General features: G+C 42.6%; 22 protein-coding genes and 1 pseudogene. 13 read left to right on the top strand and 10 right to left on the bottom strand.

Annotation, left to right across the window (positions count from 1 at the left end):
* Positions 1-312: 312 nt before the first annotated feature.
* Both AC3WTL_RS15595 and AC3WTL_RS15590 read right to left on the bottom strand, forming a co-directional pair.
* A complete protein-coding gene (locus AC3WTL_RS15595) occupies positions 313-495 on the bottom strand; it encodes a hypothetical protein (protein ID WP_095244200.1) in 183 nt (60 codons plus the stop codon).
* Between the two features lie 74 nt (positions 496-569).
* Positions 570-776: a DUF4177 domain-containing protein gene (locus tag AC3WTL_RS15590; protein WP_095244201.1), complete on the bottom strand. Its 207-nt coding sequence runs from the start codon at positions 774-776 to the stop codon at positions 570-572.
* A 206-nt stretch (positions 777-982) separates the two neighbouring features.
* Between AC3WTL_RS15590 and AC3WTL_RS15585 the strand changes: the two genes are divergently transcribed.
* The 6 genes and pseudogenes from AC3WTL_RS15585 (at position 983) to AC3WTL_RS15560 (ending at position 4,604) form a co-directional block, all read left to right on the top strand.
* Entirely contained in the window at positions 983-2,002 is a 1,020-nt protein-coding gene (locus AC3WTL_RS15585) for a DUF3231 family protein (RefSeq protein WP_095244202.1), read from the top strand.
* A gap of 261 nt (positions 2,003-2,263) precedes the next feature.
* Entirely contained in the window at positions 2,264-2,581 is a 318-nt protein-coding gene (locus tag AC3WTL_RS15580; RefSeq protein ID WP_095244203.1) for a PadR family transcriptional regulator, read from the top strand.
* Positions 2,568-3,136, top strand: a pseudogene (locus tag AC3WTL_RS15575) (DUF2812 domain-containing protein). Before AC3WTL_RS15580 ends, AC3WTL_RS15575 begins: the two are co-directional and overlap by 14 nt.
* 133 nt (positions 3,137-3,269) lie before the next feature.
* The gene (locus tag AC3WTL_RS15570) at positions 3,270-3,470 is read left to right on the top strand and encodes a hypothetical protein (protein WP_095244204.1); all 201 of its coding nucleotides are present in this window, start codon (positions 3,270-3,272) and stop codon (positions 3,468-3,470) included.
* Positions 3,467-3,601: a hypothetical protein gene (locus tag AC3WTL_RS15565; RefSeq protein ID WP_286137289.1), complete on the top strand. Its 135-nt coding sequence runs from the start codon at positions 3,467-3,469 to the stop codon at positions 3,599-3,601. Before AC3WTL_RS15570 ends, AC3WTL_RS15565 begins: the two co-directional genes overlap by 4 nt.
* A gap of 529 nt (positions 3,602-4,130) precedes the next feature.
* Positions 4,131-4,604 (top strand): hypothetical protein, encoded by a 474-nt coding sequence (locus AC3WTL_RS15560; RefSeq protein WP_095244205.1) that lies wholly within the window; start codon positions 4,131-4,133, stop codon positions 4,602-4,604.
* Between the two features lie 195 nt (positions 4,605-4,799).
* Here the strand turns inward: AC3WTL_RS15560 and AC3WTL_RS15555 are convergent, their stop codons facing one another.
* The 3 genes from AC3WTL_RS15555 to AC3WTL_RS15545 are packed head-to-tail and all read right to left on the bottom strand — an operon-like array spanning position 4,800 to position 8,313.
* Entirely contained in the window at positions 4,800-5,720 is a 921-nt protein-coding gene (locus AC3WTL_RS15555) for a Ger(x)C family spore germination protein (protein WP_492369716.1), read from the bottom strand.
* Positions 5,713-6,792 (bottom strand): GerAB/ArcD/ProY family transporter, encoded by a 1,080-nt coding sequence (locus AC3WTL_RS15550; RefSeq protein WP_286137298.1) that lies wholly within the window; start codon positions 6,790-6,792, stop codon positions 5,713-5,715. The genes AC3WTL_RS15555 and AC3WTL_RS15550 overlap by 8 nt, the downstream gene beginning before the upstream one ends.
* A gap of 24 nt (positions 6,793-6,816) precedes the next feature.
* Positions 6,817-8,313, bottom strand: coding sequence for a spore germination protein (locus AC3WTL_RS15545; RefSeq protein ID WP_492369715.1), 1,497 nt, complete (start codon positions 8,311-8,313; stop codon positions 6,817-6,819).
* Positions 8,314-8,534: 221 nt separating this feature from the next.
* Here AC3WTL_RS15545 and AC3WTL_RS15540 point away from each other — a divergent pair, with 221 nt between their 5' ends.
* From AC3WTL_RS15540 to AC3WTL_RS15525, 4 genes are all read left to right on the top strand, one after another.
* Complete coding sequence (locus tag AC3WTL_RS15540) at positions 8,535-9,662, top strand: sensor histidine kinase (protein ID WP_142301771.1); 1,128 nt, start codon at positions 8,535-8,537, stop codon at positions 9,660-9,662.
* Positions 9,628-10,317 carry a response regulator gene (locus AC3WTL_RS15535; protein WP_095244209.1) on the top strand — a complete coding sequence of 230 codons (690 nt, stop codon included), beginning with the start codon at positions 9,628-9,630 and terminating at the stop codon, positions 10,315-10,317. Before AC3WTL_RS15540 ends, AC3WTL_RS15535 begins: the two co-directional genes overlap by 35 nt.
* Before the next feature lie 132 nt (positions 10,318-10,449).
* The gene (locus AC3WTL_RS15530) at positions 10,450-11,064 is read left to right on the top strand and encodes a DUF5957 family protein (protein ID WP_286137290.1); all 615 of its coding nucleotides are present in this window, start codon (positions 10,450-10,452) and stop codon (positions 11,062-11,064) included.
* Positions 11,061-11,561: an anthrone oxygenase family protein gene (locus tag AC3WTL_RS15525; RefSeq protein WP_095244211.1), complete on the top strand. Its 501-nt coding sequence runs from the start codon at positions 11,061-11,063 to the stop codon at positions 11,559-11,561. Before AC3WTL_RS15530 ends, AC3WTL_RS15525 begins: the two co-directional genes overlap by 4 nt.
* Positions 11,562-11,604: 43 nt before the next feature.
* Here the strand turns inward: AC3WTL_RS15525 and AC3WTL_RS15520 are convergent, their stop codons facing one another.
* Positions 11,605-13,572, bottom strand: a complete 1,968-nt coding sequence (locus AC3WTL_RS15520; protein WP_492369714.1) for a M6 family metalloprotease domain-containing protein — start codon at positions 13,570-13,572, stop codon at positions 11,605-11,607.
* A gap of 202 nt (positions 13,573-13,774) precedes the next feature.
* Here AC3WTL_RS15520 and AC3WTL_RS15515 point away from each other — a divergent pair, with 202 nt between their 5' ends.
* Entirely contained in the window at positions 13,775-14,215 is a 441-nt protein-coding gene (locus tag AC3WTL_RS15515) for a GNAT family N-acetyltransferase (protein ID WP_492369713.1), read from the top strand.
* Between the two features lie 424 nt (positions 14,216-14,639).
* Here AC3WTL_RS15515 and AC3WTL_RS15510 read toward each other — a convergent pair whose 3' ends face one another.
* The 3 genes from AC3WTL_RS15510 to AC3WTL_RS15500 are packed head-to-tail and all read right to left on the bottom strand — an operon-like array spanning position 14,640 to position 18,112.
* Positions 14,640-15,722: a Ger(x)C family spore germination protein gene (locus tag AC3WTL_RS15510; protein WP_492369712.1), complete on the bottom strand. Its 1,083-nt coding sequence runs from the start codon at positions 15,720-15,722 to the stop codon at positions 14,640-14,642.
* On the bottom strand, positions 15,709-16,788 hold the full coding sequence (locus AC3WTL_RS15505; protein WP_492369711.1) for a GerAB/ArcD/ProY family transporter: 1,080 nt from the start codon (positions 16,786-16,788) through the stop codon (positions 15,709-15,711). Before AC3WTL_RS15505 ends, AC3WTL_RS15510 begins: the two co-directional genes overlap by 14 nt.
* Positions 16,778-18,112, bottom strand: a complete 1,335-nt coding sequence (locus AC3WTL_RS15500; protein WP_492369710.1) for a spore germination protein — start codon at positions 18,110-18,112, stop codon at positions 16,778-16,780. The genes AC3WTL_RS15505 and AC3WTL_RS15500 overlap by 11 nt, the downstream gene beginning before the upstream one ends.
* Before the next feature lie 327 nt (positions 18,113-18,439).
* On the opposite strand from AC3WTL_RS15500, the gene AC3WTL_RS15495 reads away from it, so the two are divergent.
* A complete protein-coding gene (locus AC3WTL_RS15495) occupies positions 18,440-18,898 on the top strand; it encodes a GNAT family N-acetyltransferase (RefSeq protein WP_048009543.1) in 459 nt (152 codons plus the stop codon).
* Between the two features lie 42 nt (positions 18,899-18,940).
* Here the strand turns inward: AC3WTL_RS15495 and AC3WTL_RS15490 are convergent, their stop codons facing one another.
* Positions 18,941-20,371 (bottom strand): polysaccharide deacetylase family protein, encoded by a 1,431-nt coding sequence (locus tag AC3WTL_RS15490; RefSeq protein ID WP_163144962.1) that lies wholly within the window; start codon positions 20,369-20,371, stop codon positions 18,941-18,943.
* A 164-nt stretch (positions 20,372-20,535) separates the two neighbouring features.
* Here AC3WTL_RS15490 and AC3WTL_RS15485 point away from each other — a divergent pair, with 164 nt between their 5' ends.
* On the top strand, positions 20,536-21,792 hold the full coding sequence (locus AC3WTL_RS15485; protein WP_082138966.1) for a YeeE/YedE family protein: 1,257 nt from the start codon (positions 20,536-20,538) through the stop codon (positions 21,790-21,792).
* Position 21,793: the final 1 nt, after the last annotated feature.

Here is a 21,793-nt window from a genome sequence, read left to right as displayed (position 1 = left end):
GCAAATAGTCGAGTGCAGTCAGCGCGGGAAGAATGGTTTTGCAAATAGATGGAGTGGACCTGCAAATAGAGAGGATGAAATTGCAAATAGAGAGGCGGAATTTACAAATAGAGCCCGAAGCAGGCACGTCTTTGGTCAATTTTAAAGAAAAATATCTCATTTCCAAATAACAGGAAGATACTATTCCATAAGTAAGCGGGGAGTTGTTAATCCAGTGGGGATCGGCAGCTCCCTTTTCTTATATAAGTTGAGGCTTATTGAGACATGGACAGCGGTTTCCATTTGAAGTGTACATACTAACTTTCCTTTTTCCTAAAAAAAGATATTTTGAAGAAGTGGAATGGTTAGAACTAAAGTTGATACAGAACCTGCAGCTGTTAAAATAACTATTTTTCGGCTATTCTGCTCATTTGAAGGCTTCATTAGCTCTATGGATAATGATATCCATATAACTATAGATGCCAAAGCTATTAATAATAGAGTGGTACTTGTCATATTGGAATCCTCCATTCATTTTTAATTTATTTTCTAAAATCTAGTGCTGAGTTAGTTAAGTGTGTGAAATCGGGTTACTTTTTCATCTTCTCCAAAGGTTTTTCAAAAATTAATTCATAATAAGTACCTGCCGCAACCCCTGAAGTTACAAAGTCAGGAGAGAATACTTGAATAAAACGCCATCCTTTTTCTGCATGACTTTGAATTACTTCTCGGTAATCTTCTTTAGGTTTACCAGACAGTATTTTAAACTCTATTTTAACGAACTTATATTCAAACAATGTTTCCAGCCCCTTTTTGCTTATAACTATTTGTACGGTTTCCCCTTGAAATAAGTTTCATTTAACCCGAATCATTGTTCCCATTGAATTTGTCTTTTGCTTGACATCTAACCCTATCATCCCAAAATAGCAGCTTTAATTATGACAAAATTTAAAGTATACGAATTTAAAGAAAGGAGATAGTAAGTAAAAAAGAAGGGATTGTCATGAAAAAAATTAAACTCATTAAATTAAGTTCTCATAATCCGAATAGCTCGGAACAATTAACATCAGCAGAAATGGGCAAGCTATGGGCCACATATATGGGAAACAGCATGGCATCATGTTTTTTAAAGTATTTTCTGGAGCATGTTGAAGATAAAGACATTAAAAGCTTATTGGAAAATGCCCTGCAGCTGTCAGAAGAATTTTTGGAGACCATTAAAGATATTTTCAAGAAAGAGGGGTTTCCCATCCCTAAAGGTTTTACGGAAGAGGATGTAAATTTAGGTGCTCCCAGACTGTTTATGGATGAATTTTACGTCCACTATTTAAAGTATGCGGCTAAAGCCGGATTGAGTATCTATAGTATTGCTATCCCTCTTATGTACAGAAAGGACGTAAAGGAATTTTTTAGGCATTGCATGGATAGCACCATGGACTTAATGGAGCAAATCAAAGATATATTAATACATAAAGGGCTGATCATTAAACCCCCAATCATTCCAGTTCCTGAGAAAGCGGAATTTGTGCATAAAGATTTTTTAACCGGCTACCTTGGAGATAAACGCCCTTTGCATGCAATGGAAATCGCCCATTTTTACGATAATATTGAAAATAATGTGACAAGTAAAGCGCTCATTTTGGCATTTGCCCAAGTGGCAAAGGATGAAAAGATACGCAAATTGTTTGAGAAGGGAAAAGAAATTACCACAACAAATATTGAAAGTTATAGGCAAAAACTGCATGATGAAGATTTGCCTTCTCCACCTTATCTGGATGACTTAATAACCAATTCCACTTTCTCGCCTTTTTCTGATAAAATCATGATTTTCCATAAGATGGATATGTTTTCAATAAAACTTAGAGCCTTCGGAAATTCAGTGGCGGTCAATGGCCGGCGAGATGTAGGGATGGTTTATTTGAAGGCAACAATGAAAAATTCACATTTTGTCCAGAGTGCTGCAAAGATCATGCTTGAAAAAGGATGGTTTGAACAGCCTCCAATGGCTGCTGATAGAGATTGATGTATTTTTGCCATTTATTCTTCTTTCACCAGCGAGAGCAAGTTGGCAGATACAAGGTTTAACTTGTGTTCAACAATGGGGCCATTTAAATGAATAAACTACACCAAAAGTCGCTTTCCCTTACGTAAGGAAAGCGGCTTTTTTAAATAGTTACTTAAAGTTCCTTTGACTAAGATGAAATGGTTGTTGACTATTCAGTTAAACTGTATTATCTTGTTATTAAGTTGAACTATATAGCTGAACTGAATAGAGGGTGGGAATATGAAACATAAATTATTACCGTTGTCTGAAACCATGCATTACATTTTATTGGCTCTGCGTGAGCCGCTCCATGGCTATGCCGTGATGCAGAAGATAGAAGAGATAAGTAATGGCACTGTTATTTTAGCAGCTGGTACATTATACGGTGCGATTGAGAACTTGAATAAGCATGGCTGGATCGAACCTGTTGGAGAGTCAGGCCGGAGAAAAGTTTATATGATAACTGCGGAAGGAAGCAAAATTTTGAAAGTCGAACAAAACAGGCTGCTGCATATTTTATCCCTGTACGAAGGAAGTGAATCGAATGAAAAGATTTAAGATGTTTTTTGATATTGAAAAAGAGGAGCACTGGCTGAACGAACAATTGCAAAAAGGCTATCGCTGCACAAATATTAGCGGTTTGGGCATATACACTTTCGAAAAAACAGACAAGAAATATGTGATGCGGCTCGATTATCAGGATTATTTTTCAAAGAAAAAATTTGAAGGTTACAAAGGATTATATGAAGATTTTGGCTGGGCTTATATAGATGGGCCATGGCTTGGCGGAATTCGATATTGGCAAAAAGAGGATGATGGACAAAGCCAAATCTTCTCGGATCGCCAATCAGAGAGTCATTATTATAAAAGGCTGATGGGTTATTCATCTGGTTTAGGGTTACTGTTATTGTTTTTTTCTTATATGATTTATAAGGATTCAGGCTTGTATTTAGCAGAAGGTCTTTGGAGTATGGAAGGTTCCTTATTTTGGAAAGCCTTTTTATTTGAGCTCCATTTGTCCTTTTAAGGCTGCTTCCACTCTTTATGGCTGTGTTCTTCTGCATCAGTTTCTATAAAGCTTATCGTAAGTATTCAATGTTGAAAGAGAAATAGTGCAAGTGGGACAACGGGACAGGTCAACTGTCCCAGAGGGATGGGGGAAAATGAACCTGTCCCTTTTTATGGCTGAACATGAAACTTTCTCTCCTGCAAAATCGTAAACTTACAAAAAGGGGTGGAGCCGGTTTTGAAAGAAAATAGCAGCAGGTTTGATTTTTATTCGGCCATTATCATTTCTGTCATAGCAATATTATTAATGATCAGAAACATGTTGACGGACATAGATTTCTTTTCCGTAACCAATGCTTTGGCTGTTTTTGCTCTAGTAGTATCCCTCAGGCAGCTATATACCTTAACCATGTCATCCCGGAAAGGGGAGCCATCATGAATTTGTTCACATTGGCTCTGGCCGGATGGAATGCCGGAGATTTTATATTTCAGCTTTTGCCTTTTTATTGGCCATTCCTGGAATTCTCGTCATCTTCTTTTTTATTTTCAAGAGAAGAAACGACAGGTTAAAGCGAATGGAAGAAAAGCTGGATCAGATCCTTTTTAAAATGGAAGGCAAAAATAAATAGGGTTGGTGTAAGGCGGGGAGCTGGTGTGCAGAATGAATCTGTGCACTTTTTTTGATGCTTTTTACCATTGGGCTGGAGGAGCTTCAGACACAAAAAGCGAAAATCTCGTGGGTGAGTCCGAACTAGGGAGGGACATTACACCTGTCCCTCTGTCCCACTTTCTCACCTATTTCTGATAAAACATAGAGGGTAATGATTCTAATAGGCCATACTTTGCAGATTAGAGAAGCCTTTCGCTGAGAAAGGCTTTTTTCTATGGGTGACAAAAAAAGTGCGAATATTGGCTGTCTGATTGGCGGATTTTTTTTTTCTAGAACAAAAGGGCTTTTATTAAGGAACAGCTTCTGGTCCATTTCCTGCGATAGACTAAATCCCAAGACTTAGATAAAAATTGAACCGGAGGCTCACGATACTATAAATGGACCATGTTACATTTGATATATAAAGAGTCAGGAAGAGGATGAAGATAAATGCCACAAGTGAAACATCAATTAACAGATTCAGCTGCAACCCAAAAGCTGCAAATGACCATTTTTTTATGTTCCATTCTTTTTACCATGGGGACAGCCATTCACAATTTTATTATTATAAATCCGACACTTATTGAAACCATGATGCAAATGGCGGGAGTAGCGGATCCTGCTGGTGAAGCAATCGAATTCACATTTGGTTTTAGGATTGTCGGGTGTTTATACATTGCTGGAAATGCGTTAGGTATATTGGCTTTAAATAGCCGCTCAAAAATATTATGGTGTATCATCTTAATCGTTAATGTCACGCAAGCCACTGGTCCTATTATGATTCCTTCATCAATGTGGACAGCAGTTAATGACGTTTATGGCGTGTTAGGGATCCTGCCGGACGGCGGAGCCATTATCTTATCTTCAGTCATGATCATTTCGATGTTCAAGTTTCGTACCACTTGGGCACAAAAGCCTTCATAATCAGCTGCTGATCAGGCAGCTTTTTTTGATCCAGTTAATTGATTGTTCCAGTCTGCTCTATTTCCACATCGGCTTTTATGGACACTTTGACATTTGGGTAATGCATCTTCCATTGTTGTTCATCAAAGGCACGGTCATGCTCCCTGAATTTTGCTCCCAGCCCTAGAGGATCAACCTGCTCCTCTTTAAGCCTATTTATGAAAGTAAGAGCTTTTTTTCTAGTTCCTTCTCTACTTTATCCTGATATTTCTTACTATCGAAAGTCTGTCTTTTTTTCTCAGATGAAGAATATTCCTGAAGTTTTGTTTTCATTTTTAGGTGAATGGAAAACTCCGGCTTTCCCTGAACCATATTTATTTTATATTTAGGATTTGAATAAAGGGTTTCCAGTACCACCTTATCCCCATTTTCCAGCACAAACGCCTGCGTACCATTGTTTTTGTTCTTTTTAAGCAATGTTTTGAACATAAATATGTCTTCCCTTGGAATGGAAGCAATAAAGCTATCATCTTTAAAAACCGCTAAACCAGTTATTCTGATGGTACCATTCACATTTTTTAATAAAGGTAAGTATGCATCTTGACCTGTCTGAAATAATTGAAATAAAAAAGTTTGCAGATTGGTTTTTGGAAGCGTTCCGAACTCCATGTTTTGATCCAGCATTTCCTGGAGGTAAATGGCAATATTCTCACTCTGATATTTATTCAGGTTCATTAGCTCTTTCGTTTCCCCGTCCACAATCGCCAATTGAACGATGCTTCCGATAAAGGGATCCCGGTTTAAGGTATCGATAAAATCATTGATCCCGCTTTCTGCCAGTGACTTCCCATAAAGAGCCAGCCTGAGCTGTCCGCTGACTAAACGAAGCTGTGTTTCATTATTTAATTTTTCCCTTATTTCCTTGCTGGAATATCCGGATGCTGATTTGACTTCGGTTGTTGAACCTTCTTTCTTAAAGACTGGATAGGCAACGGTCCCTTCAATCTCTCCTTCATCGGCCAAATCATAGCCCACACCCTGTATCATCCCGACCTCATTGACAATACGGGTTGGGAGCAGGGAACACCCGGATAGGAAAAGGATGAAGAAGATCGATAATACTGAGCGGCTACCCACCTTGATGCCCCCTTTTAAACAAAGTGAAATAAATCAGAAGCAGAGGGATATAGACGTAAAAGACGTACAAATTCATCTGCGTAATATATTTATCCAGCATCTCATTAAAATGCTCATTATTTATTAGACTCAACCCTGCACTGAATAAAATAAGGCCCCATAAAGCATACTTTTGCTTCACATGAAAGATTTTCTTTAACCCCCTGCTTGAACACCATAACAACAGCGAAATCAATGCGGTGACAACCATTGAATACATAGAGATATATAAATATTCAAAGCGCTCCAAATAAGAAAACTTAATGACTTTAGTAAGTGAAAGCTCAGGCCAAATGGTGGTTTTTAACTGGTTTTCACTATAAAAGGTGAAAGACACAATAGAAGAGAGGGCATAGAGCAATGTAGTAAAAAGCACACCCAGATGAGCAAACTTTCTGGATTTATCAGGATTCCGGATAAATGGATAAACCATTAATAGTGTCTCTGTTCCTGCTAGGGTGTACACCGAGCTCTTAACAGAGTCCAGCATGTCCATAACGGAGTGATTCATGATGGGAACCAAATTGGAAAAATGAGCAAGCTTCAATGGAAATATATAGAGGACTAAGACCCATAGCTGCGGGAAAAGAAAAGATAAAAATGACAAGCCGACAACAACGCGAAATCCTCCGGAAATGCAATAATATACAAGTATTAGAATCAACATGGAAATAATCCAGGAAGGTATGGCTGGAAACATCCAAACCTGGATAATTTCTATGAATTTAAGCATTACAGACACACTTGCTAAAGCATAATAGCTGATGATGAAGAAGCTTAGGAATTTTCCAAGGAAATTGCCGAAGGAAGCTGTGTGAACATCGATGATATCCCCTTGTGCTTTTCCAAGCAATTTATACATAACCCAAATAAAGACCTGAACCAAACATCCTGCGGCGAGGACACCTATCCATGCATCATATCCCGCTTTTTCTGCAATTGTTCTTTGAAAACTTAAAATCCCCACACCCACCTGTGAGTTGTAAATGATGAAAAAGACTAAATAAGGGGAGACCTGGTGCCTTATGTTCACTTTCAAACGAATCACCCTATATCATTATTCGTAAAAATCATTCAATGGCTCAGGATTCTTTTGGTTTCCTGAAAACTTTTTCTTTTTTTGCGGCCTTAAATTTTGGGGGTTATCTTTTTGCATGGAAAAAGGGAGTCTGATCCATAAGTCCTGAAATGCGGTTCTCCGCATAGGATAATTGCTTATATATGGCCGTCCAAGTGACGTCAGCCTTAGTATGTGTATCAATATATAAATTAAGCTAAGGTATACGCCCAATAGGCCGAGCCAAGCGGCTAAAAAAATGATCGGAAACTTAATAAAGCGGATGGTATTGCTGAATTTATACACGGGGGATGTGTAGGAAGCCAATGTTCCAAGCCCCACGATAATCAGCAGCACATTGCTGGTTAATCCGGCTTCCACCACTGCCTGGCCGATGACAATACCGCCTACGACACCCAACGATTGCCCAATTTTTAGCGGTAATCGGATCCCTGCCTCCTTTACCATTTCGATCATTAGCGCTAAAAACAATGCTTCCAGAAAAGGGGGGAAGGGAACTGTTGCTCTTGATCCAACAAGCGGCTCCAGCAGACGAGCTGGAATTAATTCGTAATGATAGGTCATGATCGCCACATACATAGGAGTGACAAATGCTGAAATAAATATGGAAGCAAAGCGCAATAAACGGAAGAAATTACTGATAATCCATGAATAATTATAATCCTCCATTGCAATAAAGGATTCCATAAACGTGACGGGCAGGATTATCAGATTGGGTGACCCATCAACGGCAATGATAACCTTTCCCTCTGTAAGCCCCGCTGCCACCCTGTCTGATCTTTCTGTTGAAATAGATTGGGGAAACAAAGAATTGGAATTGTCCTCGATCATAGCCGAGATATAGGAACTATCCTGGATGTGTTCATACTGTATGTCTGTAATTCTTTGAATGACGGTGTTTATATTCTCCGGATCTGCTATCCCTTTCACATATAGAACGGCTACTTTTGTTTTCGATAAATTTCCTACGGTCATTTCCTTTACGATAAGGTCAGCTATAGGCAATCTCTTTCGGATGAGGTTAATATTAATATCCAATTCCTCAATAAACCCAATTTGAGGACCTATTGCAGAGGCTTCCAATATTGGAACTCCTACATCGCGAAATTTACTGTTTGCGATATTCACTAATAAACAATCCTCATCATGAGGATGTAATTGAATGGCCATGTAGCCGTTCATCATGTTTTGAATGATTTCATCCGAATCGCTGGTGATAATCATTTCCTGAATCGGAATGATGTCTTTTAGCTCGATTAAGGAAAGGCGGCCCTGTATGTATGGAAGAACATCCTTATGCAGAATGTCTGCTGATATAAGCGTGCGAAAATAGGCTATCCAAAATGGATGATTATCTATTGATGAAGTATGATAATGAACAAAGTCATTTGAATCAGAAAAAGTTTCAACCCAATTCTGATGGATTGAATGGGAGGTGCCGATGCCGTCATTAAGTCGGTTGCTCTTTCTCTTCATAGCAATACCTCTGTGTTTTTTCATATTATTTGTGAACCTGTCATTTCTATACATGCATACCATCAAGAGGGGCAGAATCCCATGCTTTCACAGTAAATAATAGGAAGCACATAAAACTTTGTTAAGAGTTTTGTAATATATGCATAAGGTTTCGGTTAGAACTTAACCTTATATTTATTCTGGAGAGGTTTCCGTCTTATTAAAAAAGCAGGAGTGACAGGATGTCGATTAAAAAACGATTGATTTTATCGAATATAGGGATGGTGCTGCTCCCTGTTGTTTTATTTTTGCTGCTGGAAATGGTCATTGGGTATGTACTGTTTTATCCTGTGAAAGGTACGGTGGATCAGAAGGATCTCGAATTTTTCCGGTCGATTCGGATTTATTTGCTGGTCGGGGTGCTGGTTTTGACCAATGGAATCCTGACTTTCCTTGTTTCGAAAAGCATCATTGCTCCGCTTCTCCGGCTGAAGCAGTCGGCAAATGATATTAGCGGAGGAAACCTGGATACAGAAATAGAGGTTACCGGGAAAAAGGATGAGCTGAACGAGCTGGCCATGGCGTTTGAAAGCATGAGAAGCCGATTGAAGGAAGCGGCAGCCATTCAAAAGCAGTATGAAGAAAATCAGAAGGAATTGATTGCGAGCATTTCCCATGATTTAAAAACCCCTTTAACGAGCATTAAAGGCTATATCCGCGGTATATCAGATGGGGTGGCGAATACGCCGGAAAAGATGGAACGATATTTGGGTACGATTGAAAAAAAGGCGGATGATATGGAAACTTTGATCTCGGAGCTTTTATTGTATTCCAAGCTTGATTTGCCGAATGTTCCTTATGAGTTGAGGGAGCTGGATTTAGCGTCCTACTTTGATGATTACCTCGAGGAGCTTCAGTTTAATCTGGAGGGACAGCCTGTTAGTCTCCGTCTTGAATACGAGCCGAATGAATCGTATCGGGTGCAGGCTGACAGGGAGAAATTGAATCGCGTTGTTGGCAATATTGTGCAGAATAGCTTGAAATACATGAAGGAAGGCAAGAAAGAACTAGTGGTCAGGCTGTCGTCAAAAGAGGAGGACGTCACGGTTGAAATTCAGGATAATGGTGCTGGCGTTTCACACGACGAGCTGCCTCATTTATTTGACCGCTTTTACCGTACGGATGTATCCCGGAATTCTGCCACAGGCGGCAGCGGGCTGGGTCTTGCGATTGTAAAAAAAATCATTGAAGGCCACGGGGGGACCGTTTGGGCAAGTGGCGGAGCCGGACAGGGGCTTAGTATCTTTTTTACGTTAAAAAAAGGGGGGAAGATGATTGGAAAAAATCTTAATCATAGAAGACGAGCTTAGTATTGCTGAGCTCGAACGGGATTACCTGGAATTGAACCAGTATGAGGCAGATATTGCGGCAACGGGTCAGGAAGGGCTGGACCGCTTAAAAACAAACGCTTATCGGCTGGTGCTATTGGACTTGATGCTTCCTGATATGGACGGCTATGAAGTATGCAAAAAAATCAGGGAGGTTTCAGAGATACCCATTATTATGGTGACGGCAAAAAATGAGGACATTGATATGATCAGGGGATTGGGCCGGGGAGCGGATGATTATATTGCCAAGCCTTTTAACCCCAATCAATTGATCGCCAGGGTGAAGGCGCATATAGCACGGTATGACAGGCTGACTTCCAGCGGCCCCGGCAAGGACGAGGACATCAGGATTGGGGATTTGCTGATTCAGCCGGTAACCCGCAAAGTATTTGTGAACAACGAGGAAAAAACCCTTACGGCCAAGGAGTTCGACCTGCTGCTGTTCATGGCTTCCTCCCCGAACCAGGTGTTCAGCAAAGAGCATCTGCTCGAGCAGGTGTGGGGATTTGATTTCTATGGGGATGTCACAACCGTGACAGTTCATATCAGAAGGCTGAGGGAGAAAATTGAAAAAGACCCATCCCAACCGGACAATATCGAAACGGTTTGGGGCGTGGGCTATCGATTTAAACGGTAAGAGCGTATAGATTTCTATGCGTTCTTTTTCTATTTCCGGATTTAATAATTCTGTAAGAAATTGATAAGAGTGCTGTTAGAACCCCCGCTTAGAATGGGTTTTGTAAAGAAAACAGGAGAGGGGACGAAGAAAATGCCAAAAAGAACATTGGCTGAAAATAGTTATATAGGATTGGGATTGGTTTACCTGGGCTGCCTGCTGATTCAGTTTTTGCTGGCGGGGATGTCGATCTTTGGGGATCCGTCCAAGTGGGCCGCCCATAAAATGTTTGTGCATTTGTTTGGCTATGCCATTCCGGTGCTGATGATGCTGAGTGCGCTGGCAGGAGGATTTTTTAAACGGATTTATAAGGAAATGATGGCCGTTTTCCTGCTGCTGTTTGCCATGTATTTCACTGCCAATATGGGCTGGAAAATCAGCTGGCTTGGAGCGTTTCACCCGGTTGCGGGAGTACTGTTTCTCGGGGCAGGCGCGGCTGCGGTCCGAAAGGTATGGAAGACGCCGCAGGAGTCTGTTCGCTCCAAAGAAAAAAATAGAGGACTGCTGCTTTGGATATTGGCTGGTGCAGCAGGCGGATTAACAGCCGGAGTTATTTTATCTAATCTAATTGGAATCATCAGTTTCTATGTATTCGATCAGCCAGTGGGGATTAAATTTCTGCCGTTTTATCTGGCTGCCTTATTCGCGGTAATGGTACCTGCCTGGCAGTATAAGAAGAAACATAAGATGAGGGAGGAAAAGCAATGAAGCAAAAACTGACGTATTTCTTTATGGTTTCATATTTATGGATCACCTTGATTATGCTGGGGGCTTTTGTATTGGAGGTATTTATGGTGTATCCGAATATTTTTCATAACGTGCCGGAATCATTTGATGTCTCTATGGAATTTATGGAGGCAGCGAGTCCCCATACGTTTTTCCCGCCGCTTGGGTTAGCGAGCTGGGTCACTGGGGCTGGGGCGCTGATTCTGGTGTGGAAACTAAAATCTGCCCGCCGCTGGGTTCTGGGAAGTATTCTTGTCATGATTCTACTGGGGCTCGTCTCCATGCTATTTGAATGGCCGAGAAATGAAATTATGTTTATTGAGGGGCAGAGTGTTCATTCAGTGGAATTTCTGAAACAGACCGCAAGGGAGTTTCTGATGATCAATTGGATCAGAGTAGCGTGCAACACGGTTGGTGCTGTCATGGTGTTTGTGGGATTTTTAAAGTTTTATAAGAACCAATTGCATGAAAGAGAGTAGGCAAATGAAAAGGGACAGGCGGGCCTGTCCCTTTTTTAATCATTTATTTCCCCGCACCAGGGCCAACACGTCTTGTAACTGTATCCGTTTTGGCAGGATCGGTTTCGGAGGTGCTTGTAAATGTAAGCTTTGTCGGTACAGGCTTGGTTTTTTGAATTTTCACGTAAACTGGAACTTCCACTGTTTCACCGGCTTGCACTTCAATCACATTATGCTCAAGCATGAGCTCCCAGCCGGCTTCCGTCTTGGCATCCAGGCGGATGAGATCTGCAGCATTGCCCGTATTGGTTACCTTGAAGGAATAGGCTGCCACCTTGCCGGGAGCGGCAAATTGGACTTTGCTGTTTTCGGCTGAGACGCCTCTTGCGGCCGGGCCGGACTCATCCATATGGCGGACGGCGACACGATAGGAGAGGGCTCCTTCGTTATCAAGCTTTTTATTTAAAATGTAAAAGTGAAGACGGTTATGCTCGTCCTTATATTCGCTGACAACCCCATCTGCTGTGCCTGCTTTGAAGAGGGAATCGGAAAGCTGTCTGTAATCCCCTTTTGAATACATAGCTTCTGTTCCGTCAGGACGTTTAAAGTCAACCTTGTTAATGTCTTCTGCATGAGAGTCGATGACCCAGATGTTTGGTGCTGCTTCCGTATTTTTGGTTTTGGCAAGAAGAACGCCGGAATCTGGAGTGAAGGAGTCGAATCCTACACGGTCCACCACTTCCACCGTATAGTTGTTGTACCATTTTTCCCCGCGCTGCATGTCCGCACGCCAGTCGTCCTCAAGTGAATTTTTTGGCGTCAGATCTTCCATGTTGATGTTGATGCCGTGAAGAGCATTGCGGCCAAACTCTTCACCGGCCGGTACCGCACGTGCCAGGATATCAGTAAACACAGGTCCGGATTGAGCCAATTCCTCCCGGCTGATGTTCAAGTACTGATCTTCCGATAAGAAGCCTTGCTTGATTTTGTTCCGGAGCATGTGATGTGCCGGCGCTGATCCGCCCAGAGTAGGGAGGACCATCCAGCGTGTATGAGGCCCTGCAGGACCATTAAAGCTTCCCCGGCTCATTAATTCCCAAGGTCCGGAATAGGAGCGGGAAACAGGCTTTCCATATGGATTGTTGTAGTTATCCCCCAAATTCATAATATGGCCAAATTCATGAGCGAAGGTTCCCATTCCATCGTTTTCACCCTGGATGGAAACGCCCCGGCTTGCACTGGACCAGATGCTTTTCGCGGCAAGCCACGAAGTCCAAGGGACATAGCGGGTATTGGCGGAATTCGGAAATCCTTCAAAAGGCGGACCGAATTCCTTCGCCACATCTTCTGCCGTCTGGAACATCATTTCCCCAAATTCCTGCCAGATACCTGACTCATCATATCCGGCATGCAGGATGAAGGTGAAATCGTAATTTTTGCCTGAAGCGGCGATATCCGCTTTCGCCTTTTCCATTGCTTCAGTTCTTAAATTTTTTGCCCGGTACTCTCCCGGCATATTGACCTGCTGCCCGAATTCGTTCAGTCCGTACTGGAATTCATTGTGGTCCATCCGATAGGTTCCGAATGAATCCAGTTCAACAGCCCATTTGCCATATGAATTTTCTCTCCAATATTCATTGATTGTCCGATGATTATTCAGCGGCTGCGGCTTGTTCAGGAAATCCACCCAGAACTGGCCGATTTCATCCCGCGGAATATTGCCGGTGCCAATAGGGTTGCCTGCCACTTCAGATCCTTCCGGCTGACTTAAAATAAACTCCCGGTCAGGAAAATCGACAATGACAAGTGCTCCCCGTAATACTCTTTCAGGCTCAATATCAGCTGTCCGCCAGTCAATTCCCGGCACCGGCCGGTAATCTTCCCAGGTCATATCCTCAGGAAGCTCCCAGGACTGCACATCTGCGGGTTCCGGGAAATCTTCAAGACCCGGCTTTTCTGCATAAGCCGCAGAAGAAACGGTCATTAAAAGCAATGTAACAAAGAAGATAAAAGACTTTTTCAATTGCCTCAATTTATTTCGCCTCCCTTAATTCTAGTATTCTGGTAAATTATACAATCTTGTTTCGGGATTAAAAATATAAAATATTTAAAATATTCAAAATGATAGAGAAGACCTAAGACTGGATGCCTGTAATAACGAATAGCAGAGGGCAGCGGTAGTCTAAAACTGCTATATTTAAAGAGAAGAGAAGCTTTCTAAGCAGGAGGGACATATGAAATTAAATATCTTTTATTCAATGCCAGGGGATGACATCTTAAAAGGAATCATACAACTTCATAGGAACATATTCAGCGACTCTGAAGACTTAGTCAGTAAGATGAAAAATAAACCTCATTTGCTGGTGCAGACAGCTATGGCGGAAGAAAGAGTGATTGGGTATAAAATGGGATATCGCCTTGATGATGATACCTTTTATAGCTGGTTAGGCGGAGTAGACCCTGAATACAGGGAGAACGGGATTGCTTCCATGCTAATGGAAAAGCAGCATGGATATTTAACAGAAATGGGATTTAAGATGGTGCGGACGAAGACGATGAACAAATGGAGAGGCATGCTGATTTTGAATATTAAGCATGGATTTGATGTTATTGAAACTTACACGGATGACAAAGGACTGCATAAGATCGTGCTGGAGAAACGATTGCAAACTTAAGCTGCCGAAAAAGGGAATGAGCGGCACTAATCGGGAGAAATAGTGCCTCTTAGAGTGAAAAATGGTAAGCGAGCGGCACTAACTGGCTGGAATAGTACCTCTTAGATTAGAAAATGGTAAGCGAACGGCACTAATCGGCTGGAATGGTACCTCTTAGATTAGAAATCGGGAAGCGAGCGGCACTAATCGGGCGGAATAGTACCTCTTCGGTTGGAAAAAGGACAGCGAACGGTATTAATCTGGCAGAATATTACCCCTTGGATTGGAAAACCGACGGCGAGCGGCATTAATCAGGCAAAATAGTGCTCCTCAGATTGGTAGACCGACGACGAGCAACACAACCGCAACCGATTAGTTCCCTCATTTCAGCAAAATTATCAAGCTTATTCCTGCCTGACCTGAAAAGGACAGCTTCACTGTCCCATCAAGTTGTTCTTAAGTAACCTTCATTTTGGATGTCTATCTGGAATTGTATATCAGATTTCAAGTTTGGATAGTAAATGGACCGCCAGTTTTTCAGCTCTTTTCGGTCGATTTTAGTGCGATACAATTGGCCTAAGCCCAAAATATCTGCTTCGCCTTCCTGGAGTTTGGCTAACATGCTGCTGAATCGGCTTGACAGGAGATGGCTCAATTCTTTCTTGATCATGGCACTGGATGTTTTGCCTCTTGTTTCAAGTACAACAACCTTTAGGTTTATTCGGCTCTTCAAAACTGGCTGTTTATCAGTCAAGTCAGTATGGTGGTCCATGGAGTTGCCGATGATCATGACACTTGCATGATTCAGGACTTCAATTTGTCCATGGGTGCTTTCATTATTAAAAGCGTTAAATAGCAGGGTTTCGTCATTGCTGATCTGCTCCACCATCTTTCCGTTTTTAATAACGGCAGAGCCTGCTTGTTCGTAAGTTGTCGTTTCTCCCGTCACAATCAGGGGGATAGCTACATCTCGTGTATAGGAATGGATGCTGCGGTAGACTTCCCATATCCTTGTAAGGGCAATCTCCGGATTCCAGCCTGCATTTTTTTCGAAATAATCGAACATGTTGGTTCCTTTAAGATTCTTTGATTCTGAGAGTATCGAAAAAAATTCATCCATGTTCTGGTCACAAATCGTGACTAGTGCTTTTGGTGATACCTCCCGTGATCTCATGAAACCGGCGATGATGTCTTTCATGCCTTTCTCCGCTGTTTTCCGCTCAATCATGATGACTTTTACATGAAGCAGATCTACGCTGGTTTCCATGTTTCGGCTGATGACATCAACCGCGTGGGAAATGGTCTTCCCTGTGCCGGATACAATCTTTACTTCCATAGACCCTTCCACAGGCTCAGGGATTTTTAGGAAAACCTTGTATTGATCGTCTTCAACAGTAGAAATGCCAAGGACAACAGGAAGTGTCCGATGATTGATATCCCTAATATCCCAGCAGCCGGTTAATGTCATCATTGCCAGAAGGAGACAGACAGTAATAGGGGCTTTAGATTTTAAATTAAATGGTTTCATTTTTACCCTTCCTCTTCATGCGGCGTCCAAAGAAAAAGATTGAAAATGGAATGGCTATCAAAATGTAGAACCTCAGGAACGTATTCCACCAAAATAATTTCTCGACATCTTTCCAGTCCGGGATTAAAAAACATGAAAAATAGACTGCGGCAGATAGGACGAGCAACAATTTTACTGGTTTAATGGAAGGAAGGTAATGACTTAAGATTCTGATTATTTTCCAGGATACAAGGGCAAGGTAAAGCATGATAAAGGAGATGAGGCTCAACAGAAAAAACATCGTGACCCTGTCGAACATCAGCCAATTAATATTAATGGCATCCACGGCCACAACATAGGGCAGGAAGGTTGTAGCTGAGGTGGCCTGCCCAAAAGTCAGGACCGGAATATAGACTGAAAAAAGGAAAAAGGGAATAAGAAAGGCAGCGGCCCATAATATATATTTTCTGTCATAGGAGAAATAAGGCTGGACAAAACCGAGAAATAGAAAGCCTCCGGAAAAAGCAAAAAAGCTTTCCAAGTATGTTCTCTTTATGATGAAACCGAGATCTGCATCTAAAGGAACTAAGTACCTCCAATCCACGTTTTGAAAAGAAGTGAAGAAAATAAAGATGATGATGGGAAGAAATAAAAGGGATAGGAGGAGTCCTGTGCGAAAAATCGTTTCGACTCCTTTGGCTGCTATATAGGTCGAAATAGATATCAATAAGAGCATGATGGCCCATAAAGGAGTGTTTGATAAAAAGACAATAGTAATGATTTCCGCATAGGCCCGGAGCGTAATTAATAAAATCATACTGAAATATAAGAAAACCGGGGCGATAAAAAGGATCGCTGTGCCTTTTCCGATCCCCGCATAGATGCGAATGATGTCTTTTTTCGGAAAATAGCTTAGTCCCTTCATATAAATAGAGATAAAAATGAAATGAATGATCACGCCAACCAGAACAGGAAGCCAGTGGCCCTGTTCTGTACTTGAAATCACATTACCCGGATACATAAAGAAAATCAGGCCCAAATGGCTGATGATGTACATCAGCATGACATGCAAACTTTTATCCGCCATTGCTTTCATTCCCTTTTACATTTAAGTAGAGATAGGACTTTCCATAGGTATTGAGGCTTGCCAGGTAAGCGCCAATGAAAACCAAGCCGGCAACCAGCCCTAAGATGCCAAATATTGCCGCGAGAAGCACAATGGCGTATTTGAACAGCCGAATGGAGACAGCATTCTGAAATCCGACGATGGTTGAATTGGCAATGGTTGTGGCGGCAAGAATGATGATCAGCAGATTGCTGACTAATTTTGCTTCCACGGCAGCCTGTCCCAGGATAATTCCTCCGACCATTGTAATGGTGGGGCCAATGGATTTCGGCAGCCTTACACTTGCTTCCAGGATTAATTCAAGGATGACTAGCATGAGAATAATTTCTACCAAAGCCGGATATGGAACCCCCTCACGGCTTTGGGCAACTGATAAAGCAAGCTGAATCTGCAATACTTCAGGGTTGACTGAGACCAAAGCCACATAAAGCCCAGGACTGATCAGCGTCACCAGAATGCCGATGATTCTGATAATCCTAATGGCAAACATAATAGGAAGAGGAAAATTCCGGTCATTTTCAATAGCAAACATATCCCAGAACAGACTTGGGAGAATGAGAGCAAAAGGCAATCGATCTACGAACAGAACGACTTTTCCTTTTTTCAGATTCTGAACCGCATGATGGGGCAGCTCAGTCGTATTAAACTTTGAAATCGCATTCCAAGACGGAAACCCCAGCATTTTGGCAAGCCCCTGCAGATCACATGCTTCCATTTGGATATTTTTTTCAATATGATTACGAATGCTGTTAACCAGATTCACATCCGCTTGGCCGTTTAAATACAGCAAGGATAATTTGTTTTTGCGGCTGCAGCCGGCTAAAAAAGAGTCGATTCTGATTTCGTCTGAATTCATCAGTTTTCGGACGCTGCCGATATTAGTATCGATTCCTTCTGTAAAGGAATCCAATGCCCCTTGAATAACATTTTCATTTGTGGGTGAATCAATCGAACGATCGAGCATAGCGGATACAGGCTCCATAATGATAAAACGGTCGGTGTTTTCAAAATGGATTACCAGCTTGCCTTCATAAATGGATGAAATGGCTTTTTGGACATCCCCTTCAAACACTTCCCCAATGGCCCGCCATAAGTCCTCAGCAGGCTGATTCTGCAAAAGGATACTCTCCGCATGTTTGTGAAGCACCGTTCTAGTTTTAATAAAATCGATGAGTGTATTAAATCCCAGCAGCATCACGGCAGCATCGGCAAGATAGTCCCTTTGAAGATGAAAATCTCCGTTGTTCCCAAGCTCTGCTTTTATTTCATTAATAAATCGCTCCATTGCGGGTTATCCTTTCGTAAAGACATAAATATTATTAACTTTCGCTTGCTGGAAAATTTTATTCCTAAAAAATTTATTTGGAGTTTTAGCCCTCGGCTAAAAAAGAGAGGGGTGGACATCTTAAGCCTTTAAAGTGTTAATATAGGCGACTTTTCATAAGTGAAATGTCCAGTGAACGGCAATAATCAATCCAACTATTCCCCTCAAATCAGCCTGCCGCAAGCAAACAAACAGCCTCTTAATCCCGCTGGTCATCAAGAGAGTTCCGCCACCCAAAAAAGGAATTATCAAAACCAGGGAGGAATAAGTAATGCGGGAGGAATGACAATGAGAATTATCGCAGTTCACGAACATCCTCATTTATTGGATAGCGCAGTTCAATTTTTTTGGGAGAAGTGGGGAACAGAAGAAAACTTCACTTTTTACCAGGATTGCATGATTCACTCCGGGAAAACTGAGGACGGGATTCCGAGGTTTTATGCAGCCATCCAGGATGAGCAATTCATTGGCACGTATGCATTAATCCGCAATGATCTTAATAGCCGGCAGGATTTGCATCCGTGGCTGGCATGTCTGTACATTGACCCGGACTGCAGAGGGAAGCAGTTTGGCGCCCGGCTGCTTGATCATGCTATTGAAGAAGCGGCGAACCTTGGATTTAAAAAACTCTATCTTCAGACGGATTTGGAAGGGTATTATGAAAAATACGGCTGGACGCATCGAGGAGAGGTGTACGGGGCGGGCGGCGGCTCCATTCCCTTTTTTGAAAAGGGGACAGGGACTTAAAAAGTAACGCTCAGGAAGAATCCTGAGCGTTTTGCTGAATGCTTATGATCTTTTTCCAAAAAACGTACCGGTCACTTCCTGTTCCTGCAGGGATAGAAGCTCGGAGACGGTAATGAATTCGTAGCCCTCTTTTTCCAGGTACTTCAGCAGGTCTGGAAGTGCTTGAGCAGTTGGCATATGGATGTCGTGCATTAAGACGATTGAGCCTGGCACGGTATTGGCCTTCACAATTTTTTGAATCGATGAAGCGTTTAGTGTTTTCCAGTCAAGTGAGTCGACAGACCAAAGAATAAGCGGTGTATGGGCCATTCCGGCAATTTTTTTCACATCTTCATTCATGGCGCCATAAGGCGGACGGACGGTTGCGGGAAGCTGGCCGCTTGCTTCCTTGATTTTGGCGCTGGCCTCTTCCATTTCTTTGCGGATTTCTTTTTCGCCGAGAGAAGAAAGGTCCGCATGGCTGTCACTGTGATTTCCGATTTCATGGCCTTCCGCAGCCACTTGGCTTGCGAGTGCAGGATAAAATTGCGCCTGACTGCCAAGCATATAAAAGGTAGCCTTTGCGTTATACTTCTTTAAAATATCCAATATAAGCGGTGTGACTTTCGGATGCGGCCCATCATCAAAGGTAAGAGCAATATACTTGCCGTTTGGATCAAGTGGAGCTGCTTCCTGTTCTTCGACTTCGGGTTCAGGCAGCTGGATGTCAGGGAGCTTCAAATGCAGGGCAATTTCATCCTTTAAGAGGGGACGAATCTGTTCGATTGGAATTTTCACCTTGACCGCTCCGGCTGCGCCTGCCGCAATTTCATATTCGTTAAAATAAAGCGTGAAATTCTTGCCGCTCAGTGACCATTTCCAGCTCGACGGATTTTTCAGCGCTTCGTCCAGCAGGTCATTAAACAGATAGTCCTGGAGCTCTTCCTTCTGGCCAATTTGGTTTTTTATCATCGTTCTGAGCGTTGTCAGGGAATCCTCATCCATATGGATGACATCGGCAAGCTGCACCATTTTCTGATTCGCAAGGTCGATCGTGAACGTTTTGACCGCGGCCTGCCCATTGGCGCCGCCGGTGTACTGGTAGGCTTCAAATACCAGGGTGTACATGGTATCGGAGGCCTTTTTCGGCTCAGCTTTGATATTGAGATGGGCACGGAATTCTTCGCTGTCCAGCACTTGCCGGTTTGCCTGCACAAGTTCCAGGAATTCCATTTCCTGAGCCTGAATCCACTCTTTCATGGGTTTGTTTAAATTCTCAATTTTAGTTATAGGAGTACTGATCGCAAGGGTATAAGATTTCGTTTCCTTTGTCCGGGTTTCTAGGTTTAATCCGGGGAAAGCTGCCGGGGAAGTTGTTTCTGTTCTGGAAAAGGCCTGCAGGCTGGTGTCAGCTCCAGAGCTGATGAAATAATAGATGCCTGCAATGAAGATGCTGAATAATACCCATGATGGCCATTTTAACCGCTTAAGCAATGATATCCTTTCCTTTCCTGTCTTTAAAATTATGACTCTCCAAATATATAATTATATCAGGAAATCTTCGGGCTGGAGAAAAATTCACCATTTACTTTTAAAAAAATATAGTATAGAATAACACTTTAATCCGACTAAAGTGATAAGAAAAGGAGTGAATAAGGTTGGCTCAAGTAGAAGTTAAAAGTAAATCATGGGTTTCAGCACCAACAACAGTTGTTTCAAACTTAAATCCGATTCAAAAGCCTTTTGTTGCAGCGGGCGTTCTTGCAGCTATCATTTTGTTCATTTCCATTATAAATGCAGCGAACATGACACAGGGAGTTCTATTTATTATTGGAATTGCACTCGGCATGACCTTGCTTCATGCCCGCTTCGGCTTCACATCTGCATTCAGGCGCTTTGCAAGCGTCGGAAACGGGCAGGGCCTGCAGGCGCATATGCTGATGCTGGCAGTTGCTTCAGCTTTATTTGCAATTATTTTAAGCACAGGCTTCAGTTTTACAGGAATTGAGCCTAAAGGATATGTTTCTCCTGTAGGAGTCAGCGTCCTGTTTGGTTCCTTTATTTTTGGAATAGGGATGCAGCTTGGGAATGGCTGTGCATCCGGTACTTTATATTCTGTAGGCGGAGGGCAATCCTCCATGATCCTGACACTGATTTCTTTCATCGCTGGTTCCACGATTGGAGCGTACCACTTTTCATTTTGGATGGAAGAAACACCGTCATTGCCGCCAATCTCCCTGGCTACCTCTACGGGACTCGGATACGGCGGAGCATTGGTTCTGCAGCTTGCGTTGTTTGCCTTAATCTATTGGGTGACCCTGCAAATCGCGAAAAAGCGTAAAGCGCCAATGATGAAAGCCTTGCCTACAACGGCCGGCTGGAAAAAAATCCTGCGGGGCTCATGGCCATTATTCGCAGCGGCAATCGTATTGGCTTTACTGAATGCATTGACTCTGACAGTCCGCGGAACGCCTTGGGGCATCACATCCGCGTTCGCATTATGGGGTGGAAAAACGCTGATGGCAATGGGCATCGACGTAACCTCATGGGGTTATTTTGCAAGTGAGCCCAATTTAGCGGCTTTGAAAAACACTGTTCTTGCTGATTCTACAAGTGTTATGAACTTCGGCATCATCCTGGGTGCCTTTATTTCAGCGGCATCACAGGGAACGTTCAAGCCTGGGAAAATTAAGCCGGGTGTAGCAGGTGCTGCGATTGTCGGCGGACTGCTGATGGGATATGGTTCCCGTCTCGCATTCGGATGTAACATCGGCGCCTATTTCGGCGGAATTGCATCCTTCAGCCTGCACGGCTGGGTATGGGCGATCATGGCGATGCTTGGAACCGGCGTTGCTCTGTTCATCCGTCCGCTGTTTGGATTGAAAAACCCGAAATCAACGGATTCGGTTTGTTAAT

This window comes from Cytobacillus sp. EB106-05-05-XG126, from assembly GCF_058791715.1.
Note: the sequence above shows the minus strand (reverse complement) of the source record. Positions and strands in the feature narration are given on the sequence as shown.

Excerpts from the sequence above, each read along its gene's own strand:
- AC3WTL_RS15595 (WP_095244200.1), bottom strand. The coding sequence starts at position 495 with ATGACAAGTACCACTCTATTATTAATAGCTTTGGCATCTATAGTTATA.
- AC3WTL_RS15585 (WP_095244202.1), top strand. The coding sequence starts at position 983 with ATGAAAAAAATTAAACTCATTAAATTAAGTTCTCATAATCCGAATAGC.
- AC3WTL_RS15580 (WP_095244203.1), top strand. The coding sequence starts at position 2,264 with ATGAAACATAAATTATTACCGTTGTCTGAAACCATGCATTACATTTTA.
- AC3WTL_RS15565 (WP_286137289.1), top strand. The coding sequence starts at position 3,467 with ATGAATTTGTTCACATTGGCTCTGGCCGGATGGAATGCCGGAGATTTT.
- AC3WTL_RS15560 (WP_095244205.1), top strand. The coding sequence starts at position 4,131 with ATGCCACAAGTGAAACATCAATTAACAGATTCAGCTGCAACCCAAAAG.
- AC3WTL_RS15545 (WP_492369715.1), bottom strand. The coding sequence starts at position 8,313 with ATGAAGAGAAAGAGCAACCGACTTAATGACGGCATCGGCACCTCCCAT.
- AC3WTL_RS15540 (WP_142301771.1), top strand. The coding sequence starts at position 8,535 with ATGTCGATTAAAAAACGATTGATTTTATCGAATATAGGGATGGTGCTG.
- AC3WTL_RS15530 (WP_286137290.1), top strand. The coding sequence starts at position 10,450 with ATGCCAAAAAGAACATTGGCTGAAAATAGTTATATAGGATTGGGATTG.
- AC3WTL_RS15525 (WP_095244211.1), top strand. The coding sequence starts at position 11,061 with ATGAAGCAAAAACTGACGTATTTCTTTATGGTTTCATATTTATGGATC.
- AC3WTL_RS15515 (WP_492369713.1), top strand. The coding sequence starts at position 13,775 with ATGAAATTAAATATCTTTTATTCAATGCCAGGGGATGACATCTTAAAA.
- AC3WTL_RS15510 (WP_492369712.1), bottom strand. The coding sequence starts at position 15,722 with ATGAAACCATTTAATTTAAAATCTAAAGCCCCTATTACTGTCTGTCTC.
- AC3WTL_RS15505 (WP_492369711.1), bottom strand. The coding sequence starts at position 16,788 with ATGGCGGATAAAAGTTTGCATGTCATGCTGATGTACATCATCAGCCAT.
- AC3WTL_RS15500 (WP_492369710.1), bottom strand. The coding sequence starts at position 18,112 with ATGGAGCGATTTATTAATGAAATAAAAGCAGAGCTTGGGAACAACGGA.
- AC3WTL_RS15495 (WP_048009543.1), top strand. The coding sequence starts at position 18,440 with ATGAGAATTATCGCAGTTCACGAACATCCTCATTTATTGGATAGCGCA.